The following is a 13,921-nucleotide window of genomic DNA, read 5'->3' as shown; positions in this document are numbered from 1 at the left end:
GGCGGACGCCATGCCTCAAGCTGCGCCGCGCACCTGGGTTCCAGCGCGCACGACAGATCCCGCACGCAAGGAACGTGCGGCCGTCTGGCCCGAGCGGATCGCTCCCTCGATCGTCGAAGGCAGGCCGGTGGCGGTCCAATCGCCTGCCAGGACGAGATTGTCGTAGGCGGTTTCGGCCTTCGGGCGCCGCGCGGCTTCCGCCGGCGTCGCCGCGAAGGTCGCACGCTTCTCCTTTACGATCTGCCAGCTGGGCAGGTCCGGTGCAAGGTTGCACAACTGTGCGATCTCGGCCCAGATCTGCCGGGCGAGGTCTTCGCGGGGCACGTCGAGAAGGCGATCCGCGCCGCTGATCGTGACCGAATACCGGTCCGGATAGGCGAAAAGCCACTCTGTCAGGCTGTTGACGACGCCGAGCACGAGGGGGCTGCCGGGCTTCGGCACCAGCGCGAAATGCGCGTTCACGATGGAGCGGAATTCCACCGGTGCGAGGAGACCGGGCAACACCTCCCGGGCGACCCACGGCGGCAGCGCCAGCACGACGCCGTCCTCCGGGCCGAGGCTCTCAGCGCCGTCCGAGAAGACGAGCTGCCCGACCCGGCCGTCGGCGAACTCGAGCGCGCGCAGGCGACGGCCGAGGCGGATCTCGCAGCCGCGGCCCGTGAGATAGCGGATCGCCGGGTCGACGAAGGCGTAGGACAGGCCCTCGACGGCGACGAGCGGCCGGCAGGCCTTGCCGCCCGCGCCCAGGGTCTCGCGCAGGATCCGCGCCGCCAGACCGACATCGCTGTCGCGGGGCTCGGTGTTGAGCGCGGCGAGCAGAACCGGGTGCCAGAGGCGCCGGTAGAGCGTGCCCTCGCAGGCCATGTGGGCGCCGATGGTCCCGCCCGCGCCCTCCGCCTTGCCGGCGGCCGCGCGCAGGATCCCGAGGGGCGCCAGGTAGTCCCGCGCCCGGGTGCCGGGGACGCGGCGGGCCGGGCTCATCACCCACCAGGGCAGCCGCCCGGCATTGGGGCGCAGCCGCCAGCGCTCGCCGGTCTTCAGGTCGGCGAAGTCGAACGCCGCCACGTCCGGCCCCACCAGGGCGTCGGCCGGCGCGCCGATGGTCCTGAGGAAGCCGAGGGAATCGGCGTTGCCGGACAGCAGCAGGTGGTTGCCGTTGTCGATGGTCAGGCCGAGGGCCGGATCGTAGTACGAGCGGCAGCGGCCGCCCGCCTGCTTGGCGGCCTCGTGCAGGACCACCCGGGCCCCGGATTCGGCGAGCGCGACGGAAGCGGAGAGGCCGGCGAGGCCGGCGCCGACGACGTGGACGGTACCCATCAGATCAGGCCGTGCCGGAGGACGACGCCCAGCAGCGCGAGCTTGCCGGGCTTTACCCGGGCGCGGGGCATGGCCCAGCCGCGCGCGAGGACCGCCTTCAGGTAGAGGTGATAGGCCGCCGCCATCAGCCGGGCGGCCTTGGTCGACTTGCGGGGGCTGCGCCGGATGATCTCCCAGGTCGCCTGGTAATGGTCCTCGGCCTCGCGGGCGAGGGAGATGCAGACCTCGCCGATGCGGGGATGGCTGATCGCCTCGACCGGCGTCGGGTCGGCGAGGCCGATCGCCCGGAGCTTCTCGCGCGGCAGGTAGAGGCGGCCGCGCTCGGCATCCTCGTCGATGTCGCGCAGGATATTGGTGAGCTGGAGCGCGCGGCCCTGGTGCCACGCCAGCCGGATGCCGTCCGCCTCCGGCATGCCGAAGATCCGCACCGACAGCCGGCCGACCGCGCTCGCGACCCGGTCGCAGTAGAGGTCGAGGGTCTCGGCGTCCGGGGCGACGATGTCCGCGACGGCGTCCATCGCCATGCCGTCGATGACCGCCTGGAAATCCTCGCGCTTCAGGCCGAAGCGGCGCACGGGCTCCACGAGGTCGCGCACGCGCGCGGCCGGGCGGCCGGCGTAGAGCGCGTCGATATCGGCCCGCCAGCGGTCGAGCTCGACCTGCCGGACGGCGCGAGTGCCGCCGTCGTCGGCGACGTCGTCGACGGCGCGGCAGAAGGCGTAGACGGCGTACATCGCCTCCCGCCGCTCCTTCGGCAGCAGGCGCATCGCCGTGTAGAAGGAGGAGCCGGCGGCGGGCAGCGCCGGGGCGGCGCCCTCCGGGTCCTGGGCGGGCGTGGCGGTGGCGGTCACGAGCGGATTCCTTGAGCCGCGGCCCGGACGGTCCGGCCGCGGAAGGGCCGGCGCGCCAGGGTGGCGGCGACGCCGCCCAGCGCCGTCAGCGCGAAGGCGGCCTTGCCGTGATGGACTTTCTCGGAGAGCGGGTCGCGCTCCAGCAGGCCCCGGCTCAGCACGACGGCGAGCCGGTGGATGGCGGCGATCTCCAGCGACAGGCGCAGGTCGTCGATCAGGTCCGGCAGGACCGCGCCCTCGTCGAGGAGGTCGAGGCATCGCTGCGCCAGCTCGCGGGTCGCGGCCCGGAGCTGCGGCGGCGCCTTCGCCTCCCCGAGCATGGCCACGGTGGCGCCGTGACGGTCGAGGCAATCCTGCGGGAGGTAGACCCGGTCGAGGGCCGCGTAGTCCTTGCCGCAATCCTGGAGGTGGTTGATCACCTGGAGCGCCGCGCAGATCGCGTCGGAGGCCCGGTAGACCCGCGCCGGATCCTCGCCGTGCACGTCGAGGACGAACCGCCCGACCGGCATGGCCGAGTAGCGGCAGTAATGGATCAGCTCGTCCCAGTCCGCGTAGCGGTTCTTGCGCGCGTCCATGCGGAACGCGTCGAGCAGTTCCAGGGCGTGCCGGGGCGGCAGGCCGCGGGCCGCGAGCTCGCGCCTCAGCGGCTCGGCCTCGGGATCGGACGGTCCGGCGCCGGTGAGCGCGTCGGCGAGGCGATCGAGCAGCTCGATCTTGCGCTCCGGCGCCAGCGCGGAGTGATCGGCCACGTCGTCGCCGGCGCGGACGAAGTCGTAGAAGGCCAGGATCGCGCCCCGGTGACGGGGATGGATCAGGTGCGACGCGACGGGGAAATTCTCGTCGCGGTGCCCCTTGCCGGAGCGCGTCGCGGTGGCGGAATCGAGGGTGCTCATGCGAGGTACCCGGCTTCGCGGAACCACGTGATCGCGTCCGACAGGCCCTCTCGGTACGGCCGGGCCGTGTAGCCGAGTTCGGCGCGCGCCTTCCGGTCCGAGAAGAACATCCGGTAGCGCGACATGCGGATCCCGTCGATCGTCGCGAAAGGCTGCCTGCCGGTGACCCGGGCGGCGAGCTGCGCGAAGAACGCCACCGGGTAGACGGCGGCCCGCGGCAGACTCACGGTCGGCGGCTTGCGGCCGACCATGCCGGCGATGTCGGCGAGCATCTGCGACAGGAACACGTCCTCGCCGCCGAGGATGTAGCGCTCGCCGGCCCGCCCCTTGCGGAGCGCCAGCAGGTGGCCCTGGGCCACGTCGTCCACGTGGGCGAGGTTGAGGCCGGTATCGACGAAGGCCGGCATCTTGCCGAGCGCCGCCTCCTGGATGATCCGGCCGGTCGGCGTCGGCTTCACGTCGCGGGGGCCGATCGGCGTCGACGGGTTGACGATCACCGCCTTGAGCCCGTCCCGGGCGACCATCTCCTCGACCACGCGCTCGGCCACGACCTTGCTGCGCTTGTAGGCGCCGATGGCGGTCTCGGGCGTGAGCGGCATGGTCTCGTCGGAGGGCGTGACGCCGTCGGCCGGCGGCCGGATGGTGGCGACGCTCGACGTGTAGACGACCCGCTCCACCCCGGCCTCCAGGGCCGCGCGCATCATCAGGCGCGTGCCGTCGCGGTTGGTGCGGACGATCTCCTCCATGTCCGGCGCCCAGAGCCGGTAATCGGCCGCGGCGTGGATCAGGTAGCGCTGGCCGCGCATCGCCGCCGCCACGGCGGCCGGGTCGCGCATGTCGCCCTCGGCGATCTCGACGTCGGTCCAGGTGAGGTTCCGGCGCGGGCTAGAGGCGCGCACGAGGATGCGCACCGGGAAGCCGGCCCGGCGGAACACGTCGACCAGGGCTGAGCCGAGGAAGCCGCTCGCGCCGGTGATCAGCACGGGACCGACCTCGGAGGGGCCGGAAGATGGGGCCTCTGCCATCGCGGATCTGGAGAATTACCGGAAACCAGCGCGGCCGGGGATCCCCGGCCGCGCCGCGCTTGTGTCATCGAACCGCCCGAGCGGCAAGCCGCGGCGGTTCCGGGCAAGGTCGCGCCGCAGCGTGGACTGGGAAAGCCTCCGCACCGGACGGGGCGGGTCTCCGGAGCGGGCGGATGTGCCTGTCCGGGGACGCGGCGTCGCCGCCTCGTACTGTCGTCGGGTATCGATCATCGGCGCGGGGGAACCCCGCGCTCGGGACGGATCGGGTCGGCGCCGCGCACCGGCTCCGCGCGGTGCTGCCCTGGCGTCGCCACCGCGCGGCCACCGCGCGAAGCCGCACCAAGTCGTGTTCGGCCGCCCGACGAGCGCGCCGATCTTGCCAGCGCCGGGAAAACCGACTATGCGCCGCCCCTCGCGTTCGCTCCGGCCGGGGGCTGAACGGACGGTGCCGTTCGCGGCACAGGGATCTTCCGGATCCCGTCGTCCGGTGTCTCCGCCTTCGATCAACCGCTCGGGCCTGAAAATCGGCTCGGAGGGCTTGGCGCCGAGCGTATCGCGAGATGAACCGGCCCGAATCAGCCGCCTTCCGGCGGCCGGGCTCCTTTTGACGCTGAAAGGCCCGACAATGCCTCTCTACGAGCATGTGCTCTTGGCCCGCCAGGACGTGACGTCCCAGCAGGTCGAGACGATGATCGACACCTACAAGGGTGTGATCGAGCAGAACGGTGGCCGTCTCGAGAAGATCGAGATGTGGGGCGTGAAGTCCCTCGCCTACCGGATCAAGAAGAACCGCAAGGCGCATTTCGCGCTCCTCAACATCGACGCCCCGCCGGCCGCCATCGCCGAGATGGAGCGCCAGATGCAGATCTCCGAGGACGTGCTGCGCTTCATGACCGTCCGGGTCGAGGAGCTCGATCCCGAGCCGTCCGCCATGATGCAGAAGCGCGACCGCGACGACCGCAAGGATCGCGAGCGCGGCCGTCGTCGGGACGACGAGGGCTTCGGCGGTGGCGGCTTCGGCGGCGACCGTGGTGACCGCGGCGATCGCGGTGACCGCGGCGAGCGCAGCTTCGGCGGGGAGGGCTAACCCATGGCATTCGGTGCTGGTGCGGGCGGCGGACGCCGTCCCTTCTTCCGTCGTCGCAAGACCTGCCCGTTCTCCGGCGCGAACGCGCCGAAGATCGACTACAAGGACGTCAAGCTCCTGTCCCGCTACGTGTCCGAGCGCGGCAAGATCGTGCCGTCGCGGATCACCGCGGTCTCGGCCAAGAAGCAGCGCGAGCTCGCCCAGGCGATCAAGCGCGCCCGCTTCCTCGGCCTGCTGCCCTACGTGATCAAGTAGGCCATCGAACCCTGCCGGCCCGGCATCAGTCCGGGCCGGTCCTCGCAGAGGGCGGCTCGCGCCGCCCGATCGTTGGGGCGCCTTGCCGCCCCTAACCCTGCCGGACCGGCAGCGGGACAGCGGAACCCATGGCACAGCATATCGGCATCGGTATCGGCGCGGGCCTCGTCTCGGCACTCCTGTTCGGGGTGCTTCTGAAGGCGACCCCGCTGGCGATCCTGCTCTACCTCGTGGCACCGCTGCCGATCCTGATCGTGGGGCTCGGCTGGAGTCACAAGGCCGCGCTCGCCGCCGCCGCCGCCGGCAGTCTCGCGCTGGTCCTGGTGATCGCGCCCTTCATGGGACTGGCCTTCGCGGCCTACATCGCTCTCCCCGCCTGGTGGCTCGCCTACCTCACGCTCCTCGGGCGCGAGACGCCCGCCGGCCTCGAATGGTACCCGACCGGCCGCCTGCTCGGCTGGATCGCCGCCACGGCCGCCCTCGCCTTCATCGCCATCGCGGTCCTGTCCTCGCCGAACCACGCCGCCTTCGACGCGCAGCTGCGCGGGCTCGCCCAGACCCTGGTTCAGACGCGGCTGCCCGAGGCTCGCCCGCCCGCCGAGACCCGGCGCGCCGACGCGCGCCCGACCGCCGGCGGTGACGCGGTCGGCAAGGACGGGGCGGCCGCGCCCGATCCGGCGCCGCGGGCCGACACCGATCCGGCGGACGTCACGCGGGGCGAGGTGGCGGACGCCCTCGCCCGCGTCGTGCCGGCCTTCGCGGCGAACGGCCTGGCCCTGCTGCTGGCCTTCTACCTCTGGGCCTCGGCCCGGATCGTGAAGATCTCGGGGCGCCTGCCGCGGCCCTGGCCCGACATCCCGTCCACCGCCATGCCGCGCAGCACGCTCGCGGCGGTCGCGGCGGCCGCCGCGATGTGCTTCGCGCCCGGCTATGTCGGCGTGTTCGGGGTCGCGCTCCTCGGCGCGTTCAGCGCGGCCTTCGCGCTCCAGGGCCTCGCCGCTTTCCACGACCGCTCGCGCGGCCGTCCGGGCCGCGGGCTCATGCTGTTCGGCATGTACCTGATCCTGTTCGTGACCCAGGGCATCGCCCTGGTCGCCCTCACCCTGTTCGGCCTCGCCGACACAGCCCTCGACCGCCGACGTCCCAAGGGCGATCCGGCGCCGTGAGACCCCGGCCCGCGTGGCCGAAAACCCGAAGGAGAAAGACCATGGAAGTGATCCTGCTCGAGCGCGTGGCCAAGCTCGGCCAGATGGGCGAGACCGTGAATGTCCGCCCGGGCTTCGCCCGCAACTTCCTGCTCGCCCGCGGCAAGGCCCTGCGCGCGACGGAAGCCAACAAGAAGCACTTCGAGGCCCAGCGCGCCCAGCTCGAGGCCCGCAACCTCGACCGCAAGAAGGACGCCGAGGCGGTCGCCGAGAAGCTGAACGGCCAGAGCTTCATGCTGATCCGCCAGTCGGGCGAGACCGGCGTGCTCTACGGCTCCGTCTCGACCCGCGACCTCGCCGAGGTCGTCTCGAAGGAGGGCTTCACGGTGGATCGCGGTCAGTTCACCCTGAACCAGCCGATCAAGACGCTGGGCCTGCACAAGGTCCCGGTGGTGCTGCATCCCGAAGTCGAGGTCGAGATCACCGTCAACGTCGCCCGCAGCCCCGAGGAGGCCGAGCGTCAGGCCCGCGGCGAGTCCGTCACCGAGCGCGAGGCGTTCAACCTCGACGACCTCGGCCTCGAGGTCGGTCAGGCGCTGGCCGATGCCGGCGAGGGTGCCGACGACCGCGGCTGATCCGCGGCCCGCGCCCGCGAGCCCGGCCGGGCTCGCGGGCGCGACGCGATGCGGCGGGGTCCCTGCCCCGCCCTGTATGCCGGTGAACACTGGGGATGAACGCCCCCGAGACTTGACACGTTCCAGTTTTGTTCCAGCATGGACGCCCGCCGCTCGCGAGAGTCGGCGGGCGTCCGCTTTTCCGCGCCCCGGCCCGGGAGAACCGGCCGTCGGCTAGGCTTCGGTAACCATACCGGGGCCAAGGTCGTGCGGTGTGATCCTGGCGCGCCCGCCGCGGCGCCTGATACGGAGTCGTCCGCCGATGGCCCTGCCCAATGCGCTCACGGCCAAGCTCGAAGCAGTCCAGGCCGAGTACCGCGTCGCCCCGCACAACATCGACGCGGAACAGGCGCTGCTGGGCGCGATCCTGGTGAACAACGACGCCTATTACCGGGTGTCGGACTTCCTGCTCGCCGAGCACTTCATGGAGGATGCCCACCAGCAGATCTTCACGGTGGCGGCCTCCCTGATCAAGGCCGGCAAGCTCGCCACGCCCATCACCATGAAGACCTATCTGGGCGACGCCGATTTCGGCGGCCAGACGGTGATGCAGTACCTCGCGCGGCTCGCCGCCGACGCCACGACGGTGATCAACGCCGGCGAGTACGGCCGCACGATCTACGACCTCGCCATCCGCCGCCGGCTGATCACCATCGGCGAGGATCTGGTGAACGGCGCCTACGAGGCGCCGGTGGAGCAGGCGCCGCGGGACCAGATCGAGGAGACCGAGCGACGCCTGTATGAGCTGGCCGAGGCCGGGCGCTACGACGGCGGCTTCCAGAAATTCTCGGACGCGCTGACCGCCGCGGTCGACATGGCCGCCAAGGCCTACCAGCGCGACGGCAAGCTCTCGGGCATCGCCACGGGGCTGTCCGACCTCGACGCCAAGATGGGCGGCCTGCAGCCCTCCGACCTGATCATCCTCGCGGGGCGACCGGCGATGGGCAAGACCTCGCTGGTGACCAACATCGCCTTCAACATCGCCAAGGCCTACCGCGGCGAGAAGCAGCCGGACGGCACGACCAAGACCGTGAACGGCGGCATCGTGGGCTTCTTCTCGCTGGAAATGTCGGCCGAGCAGCTCGCCACCCGTATCATCGCCGAGCAGTCGGGCGTGCCCTCCTACAAGATCCGCCGCGGCGATATCCGGCCCGAGGATTTCTACAAGATCACCGACGCCGCCCGGGACATGCAGACGATCCCGTTCTACATCGACCAGAGCGGCGGCATCTCGATCGCCCAGCTCGCCGCCCGAGCCCGGCGCCTGAAGCGCCAGAAGGGGCTCGACCTGCTGATCGTCGATTACCTCCAGCTGCTGTCGGGCTCCGGCAAGCGCAGCGACAACCGCGTGCAGGAGATGACCGAGATCACCACGGGCATGAAGGCGCTCGCCAAGGAGCTGGCGGTGCCGATCATCGGCCTGTCCCAGCTCTCCCGTCAGGTGGAGAACCGCGACGACAAGCGCCCGCAGCTCGCCGACCTGCGCGAATCGGGCTCGATCGAGCAGGACGCCGACGTCGTGATGTTCGTGTTCCGCGAGGAGTACTACGTCGGGAACAAGAAGCCCCGCGAGGGCACGGAGGAGTTCTTCGCCTGGGAGGCCGAGATGCAGCGCGTCCACGGCAAGGCCGAGGTGATCCTCGGCAAGCAGCGTCACGGCCCGACCGGCACGGTGGAACTGCAGTTCGACGCCAACATCACCCGGTTCTCGAACCTCGCGCAGACGGACCGGATCCCCGAGCAGATGTGAGGCGGCCCCAGTCCGGCTGGCTCCGTCATCGCGAGCGTAGCGAAGCGGCCCCGGGGCGGCGCGCGATCGCTCAGGGCGGCGCCGGCTGGATCGCTTCGCCGCGCTCGCAACGACAACGCGACCTTTCATCCGCCGAGCCTGGGAGCCGTCTGGTGGCCATCCGAGCCGCCGCGATCCCGACCCGCGAACCATCGGCAGATCCGGCCGTTGAGCGAGCACGATTGTCCCGCCGCGGCAGGAGCGACGATGAGCGAGCCAACCCCTCCGAAGATGCCGTACTGGCACGTCTACACCGATGCGGAGGGTGTCAGCCGCCAGGAGCTGTTCCACCTCGAGCGGTTCAAGTTCGAGGGGATCAACCCCGAGACCGCGCCCCAGTGGAACGACAAGATGGATCCCGCGCCGTCGGTCGTGACCTTCACGGTCCTGCCGGTCGGCTGGGTCGGCGAGTGGCACGAGAATCCGCGACCGCAATGGATCGCCATCCTCTCGGGCCGCTGGTTCGTCGAGACGATGGACGGTCACCGGGTCGAGATGGGCCCGGGCGAGCTGATGATGGGCGAGGATCAGAACACCAAGGCGCGGGACGGCAGGAAGGGCCACCTGTCCGGCACGGTGGGCGACGAGCCCTGCACGATGATCGTGACCGGGCTTCAGGTCGAGCCGACCGTCAACCAGCCCGGCCGCTTCAAGTAGGGGCGGGTTCATGGACGGCTTCGAACTGACGCAGCCGCGCTTCAAGGGCTACGTCCTGCCGAACGCGCCGCTGCAGAAGCTCGCCGAGGGCTTCCGCTGGACGGAAGGTCCGGTCTGGTTCGGCGACCGCGACGAGCTGCTCTTCTCGGATCTCCCCAACAACCGGGTGATGCGCTGGGTGGAATATGCGGGCCTGAGCGTCTACCGGGAGGCGAGCGACTTCGAGAACGGCCACGCCCGCGACCGGCAGGGCCGCATGCTGTCCTGCTCGCACCGCGGCCGGCGCATCCACCGGACCGAGCTCGACGGCAGCATCACCAGCTTGGTGGAGCGGTACCGGGGGCGGCGGCTGAACTCGCCCAACGACATCGTCTGCAAGTCGGACGGGACGATCTGGTTCTCGGATCCGCCCTACGGCATCCAGACCGATTACGAGGGCGGCAAACAGGAATCCGAGCTGCCCGCCGCGGTCTACCGCTTCGACCCGCGCGACGGTTCGCTCCGGGTGGTGGCCGACGATTTCCAGGGCCCGAACGGGCTCTGCTTCTCGCCCGACGAGCGCAGGCTCTACATCGTCGAGACCGGGCTGCAGTTCGCCACCGACCCGGTCCAGCACGTCCGCGCGTTCGACGTGGCCGAGGATGGCGGCCTGTCGGGCGGCGCGGTGCTCTTCAAGATCGCGCCCGGCAACGCCGACGGGATCCGGTGCGACGAGCACGGCAACATCTGGTCGAGCGCCGGGGACGGGGTCCACTGCATCGACCCGGGCGGCGAGCTGGTCGGCAAGATCCTGGTGCCCGCGACGGTCGCCAATCTCACCTTCGGCGGCCGCAACAACAGCCGCCTGTTCCTGTGCGCCTCGCAGGCGCTCTACGCGATCTACGTGAACGTGCGGGGGGCACCGCTCCTGTGAGCGGCACCGCTCCCGCGAGCGGCGTGCGGGCACTCGTCGGGTTCGGCCGCACCGTCGCGGACCTCGCCGTCACGGAAGCCTTCTACCGTGACGGGCTCGGCTTCGCGCGGACCGCCCCGCCGGAGCCCCTGCCCGCCGCGCAGGCGGAGGCGATGGGGCTCGCGGACCGGCGCGCCACGCAGCTGCGCATGCGGCTCGGCGGGCAGACCATGACCTTCCTGGCGGTGGATCCGCCCGGCGCGCCCTACCCGGCCGATCCCGCGGCGACGGACCCGTTCTTCCAGCACCTCGCGATCCCGGTCCGCGACATGGAGGCCGCGGCGGCGCGGCTCGGGCGGCTCGCCCCGGCGCCGATCAGCCGCGGCGGACCGCAGCGCCTGCCCGCCTCCACGGGGGGCGTGACCGCCTACAAGTTCCGCGACCCCGACGGGCATCCCCTGGAGCTGATCTTCTTTCCCGACGGCCCCGCGGCCGCCCGCTGGCGCGGCGCGCCGGGCCTGTTCCTGGGCATCGATCACTCGGCGATCACCGTCACCGACCTCGACGCCACTTTGGCCTTCCTGACCGGCTCCCTCGGCCTGACAGTGGCGGCGCGCGGCCTGAACCGCGGGCCGGAGCAGGCGCGCCTCGACGGCGTCGTCGATCCGCAGGTCGACGTCATCGCCCTCGAGCCCCCGGACCCCGCGCCGCACGTGGAGCTGCTGCATTACCGCGCGCCCGCCACCCGGCGGCGGCTCACCTTCGGCCCCGCCGACCGGGCCTCCACCCGCTACGTCTTCTCCGCGGCGGATCCGCAGGCCCTGTCGCGGCGCCTGCGCGAGAGCGGACAAACTCCGCTGACCTCCGCCGACGGCGCGGCCGCCTACTGCGCCGGCCCGGACGGACACGGCTTCTTGTTCGTGCGCGGCTGAGGCCTCCGCTCCGGGAGCGTGCCCCCGGGCTTGACGCGTCGCCCCTCCGGCGTCCAATCCGGCCGCCCCGGAGGTGAGATAGATGCCGCTCCTCGCCCTGCCCTTTCCGGCCATCGATCCGGTGGCGATCGCGATCGGGCCGATCACGATCAAATGGTACGCGCTCGCCTACATCGCCGGCCTCATCGGCGGTTGGTACTACGCGCGCCGCCTCGTCATGGCCGACAGCCTCTGGGGCGTGGTGAAGCGACCGCAGGTCGTCGACATCGACGACCTCGTCGTCTGGGTGGCCCTCGGCGTCGTGCTGGGCGGCCGGATCGGCTACGTGCTGTTCTACAATCTGCCGATGTACATCGCCGATCCGTGGGAGATCCTGGCGATCCGCAACGGCGGCATGTCGTTCCACGGCGGCTTCATCGGGGCGATCCTGGCCTTCGTGCTGTTCGCCCGCGGCAAGGGCCTCAACGCCTACACGCTCCTCGATATCGGCGCCGTGGTGGTGCCGATCGGCCTGTTCTTCGGCCGGATCGCCAATTTCGTGAACGGCGAGCTCTGGGGCCGCGCGGCGCCGGACTTCCCCTACGCGATCGTGTTCCCGAGCGGCGGGCCGCTGCCGCGCCACCCGAGCCAGCTCTACGAGGCGGCCACCGAGGGGCTGCTGCTGTTCATCCTGATGGCGATCAGCGTCCGCCGGTTCGGCTTCCGCAAGCCCGGGCTGCTCGGCGGCATCTTCGTCCTCGGCTATGCGCTGGCCCGGACCTTCTGCGAGTTCTTCCGCGAGCCGGATCGCCAGCTCGGCTTCCTGTTCGGCGACCATCTCGGTCCGATGGGCGGCGGCGTGACCATGGGCATGCTGCTCTGCGTGCCGATGATGATCGTCGGCCTCACCTACATCGTGCTGGCCGCGACCGGCCGGACACGTCCGCGGCATCCGGTGGAGACCCCGGCCGCCGAGGCGGCCCGCAAGGCGGCCGTCGAGGCGTGACGCCGCTGGGATCCGAGATCGCGGCGCTGATCCGCCAGAACGGGCCGATCGGCGTCGACCGCTACATGGCCCTCTGCCTCGGTCACCCGGTCCACGGCTACTACCGCACCCGCGATCCCCTCGGTGCCCAGGGCGACTTCACCACCGCGCCCGAGATCAGCCAGATGTTCGGCGAGCTGCTCGGCGCCTGGACAGCCTACGTCCGCGGCCTGATCGGGGCGCCGGATCCGCTCCTCCTGGTCGAGCTGGGACCCGGCCGCGGCACGCTGATGACGGACGCGCTGCGGGCCCTGCGGGCGGCGCTCCCGGCGGTGCGCGTGGCGCCGCACCTCGTCGAGACGAGCCCGGTGCTGCGGGCCGCGCAGGCGCGCGCCCTCTCCGGGACCGGCGCCGCGTGGCACCACAGCGTCGAGACGCTGCCCGAGGGGCCGGCGATCATCCTGGCCAACGAGTTCTTCGACTGCCTGCCGGTGCGCCAGTTCGAGCACCGGCCGTCCGGCTGGCACGAGCGGCAGATCGGCCTCGATCCGGCGGGCGGCCTCGCCTTCGGCCTGTCGCCGGAGCCGGTCCCGGGCCTCGCGGCGGACGGTCCGGACGGCGCGCTGATGAGCGTGCCGACGGCCGGCCTCTCGCTGATCCGCGCGCTGGCGCGGCGCCTGTGCTCCGAGGGCGGCGCCCTGCTGGCTATCGATTACGGCCATGTCCGCCCGGGCTTCGGCGACACCCTCCAGGCGCTGGCGGGACATCGTTTCGCCGACCCGCTGGCGGAGCCCGGCGAGGCGGACTTGACGCATCACGTCGATTTCGCCGCCCTCGCCCAGGCAGCACGGGCCGAAGGCGCCGCGATCCATGGACCGGTCGATCAGGGCGAGTTCCTGGCCGCCCTCGGCCTCGGCGTCCGTGCCGAGCGTCTGAAGGCCCGGGCCAATCCGGCGCAATCGGCCGCGATCGACGCGGCCGTCACGCGCCTGACCGATCCGGCCCGGGGCGGGATGGGCAGCCTGTTCAAGGTGCTGGCGGTGAGCGGCCCGTCCCTCGGGCCGCTCCCGGGATTTCCGACGCCCTGAGCCGCCGGGGAGGTCCTCGGCCCCGTTCGGGGCCGGGTTCGCTCAGCCGAAGGAGCCGAAGCCGGAATCGGTCTGGCTGGCGGGCCGCGGGGTCGGCGGCGCGGGCGGGTTAAGGTCGGTCGGGTCGAAGGCGGCGGGCTCTCCCGTGACGGGGTGGGCGGGCGCGCTCGGGATCCGGGGCTTATCGGCCTCGGAGGTTTCGGGCAGGGCGTCGGTCTCGATCCCTCGTGACATTGCGATCCTTCTCAAGGCGGAGCCGGATCGGCTCCATACTGCAATGCAACAAGAATCTGACGCTTGAACGACATCGTCAAGGGTTCGCCCTTGCGCTATCGGGGCGCCCCAGGGGCAA

General features: G+C 71.7%; 15 protein-coding genes. 10 read left to right on the top strand and 5 right to left on the bottom strand.

The window, feature by feature from the left end; genetic code table 11:
• Positions 1–15: 15 nt before the first annotated feature.
• Genes hpnE through hpnA form a run of 4 tightly spaced genes read right to left on the bottom strand, consistent with a single transcriptional unit; the run spans position 16 to position 4,086 of the window.
• The gene (hpnE, locus tag MOTC310_RS12775; protein WP_331302022.1) at positions 16–1,317 is read right to left on the bottom strand and encodes a hydroxysqualene dehydroxylase HpnE; all 1,302 of its coding nucleotides are present in this window, start codon (positions 1,315–1,317) and stop codon (positions 16–18) included.
• Positions 1,317–2,168: a presqualene diphosphate synthase HpnD gene (hpnD, locus tag MOTC310_RS12770; protein ID WP_331302021.1), complete on the bottom strand. Its 852-nt coding sequence runs from the start codon at positions 2,166–2,168 to the stop codon at positions 1,317–1,319. The genes hpnE and hpnD overlap by 1 nt, the downstream gene beginning before the upstream one ends.
• The gene (gene hpnC / locus MOTC310_RS12765) at positions 2,165–3,061 is read right to left on the bottom strand and encodes a squalene synthase HpnC (RefSeq protein WP_331302020.1); all 897 of its coding nucleotides are present in this window, start codon (positions 3,059–3,061) and stop codon (positions 2,165–2,167) included. Before hpnC ends, hpnD begins: the two co-directional genes overlap by 4 nt.
• A complete protein-coding gene (gene hpnA / locus MOTC310_RS12760; protein ID WP_331302019.1) occupies positions 3,058–4,086 on the bottom strand; it encodes a hopanoid-associated sugar epimerase in 1,029 nt (342 codons plus the stop codon). Before hpnA ends, hpnC begins: the two co-directional genes overlap by 4 nt.
• A 625-nt stretch (positions 4,087–4,711) precedes the next feature.
• On the opposite strand from hpnA, the gene rpsF reads away from it, so the two are divergent.
• The 10 genes from rpsF to MOTC310_RS12710 all read left to right on the top strand — a co-directional run bounded on the left by rpsF (position 4,712) and on the right by MOTC310_RS12710 (position 13,569).
• Positions 4,712–5,173, top strand: a complete 462-nt coding sequence (gene rpsF, locus MOTC310_RS12755; RefSeq protein ID WP_331293528.1) for a 30S ribosomal protein S6 — start codon at positions 4,712–4,714, stop codon at positions 5,171–5,173.
• A gap of 3 nt (positions 5,174–5,176) precedes the next feature.
• On the top strand, positions 5,177–5,428 hold the full coding sequence (rpsR, locus tag MOTC310_RS12750; protein ID WP_007561044.1) for a 30S ribosomal protein S18: 252 nt from the start codon (positions 5,177–5,179) through the stop codon (positions 5,426–5,428).
• 128 nt (positions 5,429–5,556) lie between these two features.
• Positions 5,557–6,594: a hypothetical protein gene (locus MOTC310_RS12745; RefSeq protein ID WP_331302018.1), complete on the top strand. Its 1,038-nt coding sequence runs from the start codon at positions 5,557–5,559 to the stop codon at positions 6,592–6,594.
• A 41-nt stretch (positions 6,595–6,635) separates the two neighbouring features.
• The gene (rplI, locus tag MOTC310_RS12740) at positions 6,636–7,208 is read left to right on the top strand and encodes a 50S ribosomal protein L9 (RefSeq protein ID WP_331294054.1); all 573 of its coding nucleotides are present in this window, start codon (positions 6,636–6,638) and stop codon (positions 7,206–7,208) included.
• A gap of 301 nt (positions 7,209–7,509) precedes the next feature.
• Positions 7,510–8,997, top strand: a complete 1,488-nt coding sequence (locus MOTC310_RS12735; RefSeq protein ID WP_273561639.1) for a replicative DNA helicase — start codon at positions 7,510–7,512, stop codon at positions 8,995–8,997.
• Between the two features lie 246 nt (positions 8,998–9,243).
• The gene (locus MOTC310_RS12730) at positions 9,244–9,693 is read left to right on the top strand and encodes a cupin domain-containing protein (RefSeq protein WP_243925471.1); all 450 of its coding nucleotides are present in this window, start codon (positions 9,244–9,246) and stop codon (positions 9,691–9,693) included.
• Between the two features lie 10 nt (positions 9,694–9,703).
• A complete protein-coding gene (locus MOTC310_RS12725) occupies positions 9,704–10,606 on the top strand; it encodes an SMP-30/gluconolactonase/LRE family protein (protein WP_331302017.1) in 903 nt (300 codons plus the stop codon).
• A 23-nt stretch (positions 10,607–10,629) separates the two neighbouring features.
• Positions 10,630–11,517 (top strand): VOC family protein, encoded by an 888-nt coding sequence (locus MOTC310_RS12720; RefSeq protein WP_331302016.1) that lies wholly within the window; start codon positions 10,630–10,632, stop codon positions 11,515–11,517.
• Positions 11,518–11,599: 82 nt separating this feature from the next.
• Complete coding sequence (gene lgt, locus MOTC310_RS12715; protein WP_331302015.1) at positions 11,600–12,502, top strand: prolipoprotein diacylglyceryl transferase; 903 nt, start codon at positions 11,600–11,602, stop codon at positions 12,500–12,502.
• Positions 12,499–13,569 carry a class I SAM-dependent methyltransferase gene (locus MOTC310_RS12710; protein WP_331302014.1) on the top strand — a complete coding sequence of 357 codons (1,071 nt, stop codon included), beginning with the start codon at positions 12,499–12,501 and terminating at the stop codon, positions 13,567–13,569. Before lgt ends, MOTC310_RS12710 begins: the two co-directional genes overlap by 4 nt.
• 42 nt (positions 13,570–13,611) lie before the next feature.
• Here the strand turns inward: MOTC310_RS12710 and MOTC310_RS12705 are convergent, their stop codons facing one another.
• On the bottom strand, positions 13,612–13,803 hold the full coding sequence (locus MOTC310_RS12705; protein ID WP_331302013.1) for a fibronectin-attachment protein (FAP): 192 nt from the start codon (positions 13,801–13,803) through the stop codon (positions 13,612–13,614).
• Positions 13,804–13,921: the final 118 nt, after the last annotated feature.

Source organism: Methylobacterium oryzae, assembly GCF_036441375.1.
Lineage (GTDB): Bacteria > Pseudomonadota > Alphaproteobacteria > Rhizobiales > Beijerinckiaceae > Methylobacterium > Methylobacterium oryzae_A.
Note: the sequence above shows the minus strand (reverse complement) of the source record. Positions and strands in the feature narration are given on the sequence as shown.

Bases quoted from the DNA above. Each gene is read 5' to 3' on its own strand.
- MOTC310_RS12745 (WP_331302018.1), top strand. From the start codon at position 5,557: ATGGCACAGCATATCGGCATCGGTATCGGCGCGGGCCTCGTCTCGGCA.
- rpsR (WP_007561044.1), top strand. From the start codon at position 5,177: ATGGCATTCGGTGCTGGTGCGGGCGGCGGACGCCGTCCCTTCTTCCGT.
- hpnE (WP_331302022.1), bottom strand. From the start codon at position 1,317: ATGGGTACCGTCCACGTCGTCGGCGCCGGCCTCGCCGGCCTCTCCGCT.
- hpnC (WP_331302020.1), bottom strand. From the start codon at position 3,061: ATGAGCACCCTCGATTCCGCCACCGCGACGCGCTCCGGCAAGGGGCAC.
- MOTC310_RS12730 (WP_243925471.1), top strand. From the start codon at position 9,244: ATGAGCGAGCCAACCCCTCCGAAGATGCCGTACTGGCACGTCTACACC.
- hpnA (WP_331302019.1), bottom strand. From the start codon at position 4,086: ATGGCAGAGGCCCCATCTTCCGGCCCCTCCGAGGTCGGTCCCGTGCTG.
- MOTC310_RS12735 (WP_273561639.1), top strand. From the start codon at position 7,510: ATGGCCCTGCCCAATGCGCTCACGGCCAAGCTCGAAGCAGTCCAGGCC.
- rplI (WP_331294054.1), top strand. From the start codon at position 6,636: ATGGAAGTGATCCTGCTCGAGCGCGTGGCCAAGCTCGGCCAGATGGGC.
- rpsF (WP_331293528.1), top strand. From the start codon at position 4,712: ATGCCTCTCTACGAGCATGTGCTCTTGGCCCGCCAGGACGTGACGTCC.
- MOTC310_RS12705 (WP_331302013.1), bottom strand. From the start codon at position 13,803: ATGTCACGAGGGATCGAGACCGACGCCCTGCCCGAAACCTCCGAGGCC.
- MOTC310_RS12725 (WP_331302017.1), top strand. From the start codon at position 9,704: ATGGACGGCTTCGAACTGACGCAGCCGCGCTTCAAGGGCTACGTCCTG.
- lgt (WP_331302015.1), top strand. From the start codon at position 11,600: ATGCCGCTCCTCGCCCTGCCCTTTCCGGCCATCGATCCGGTGGCGATC.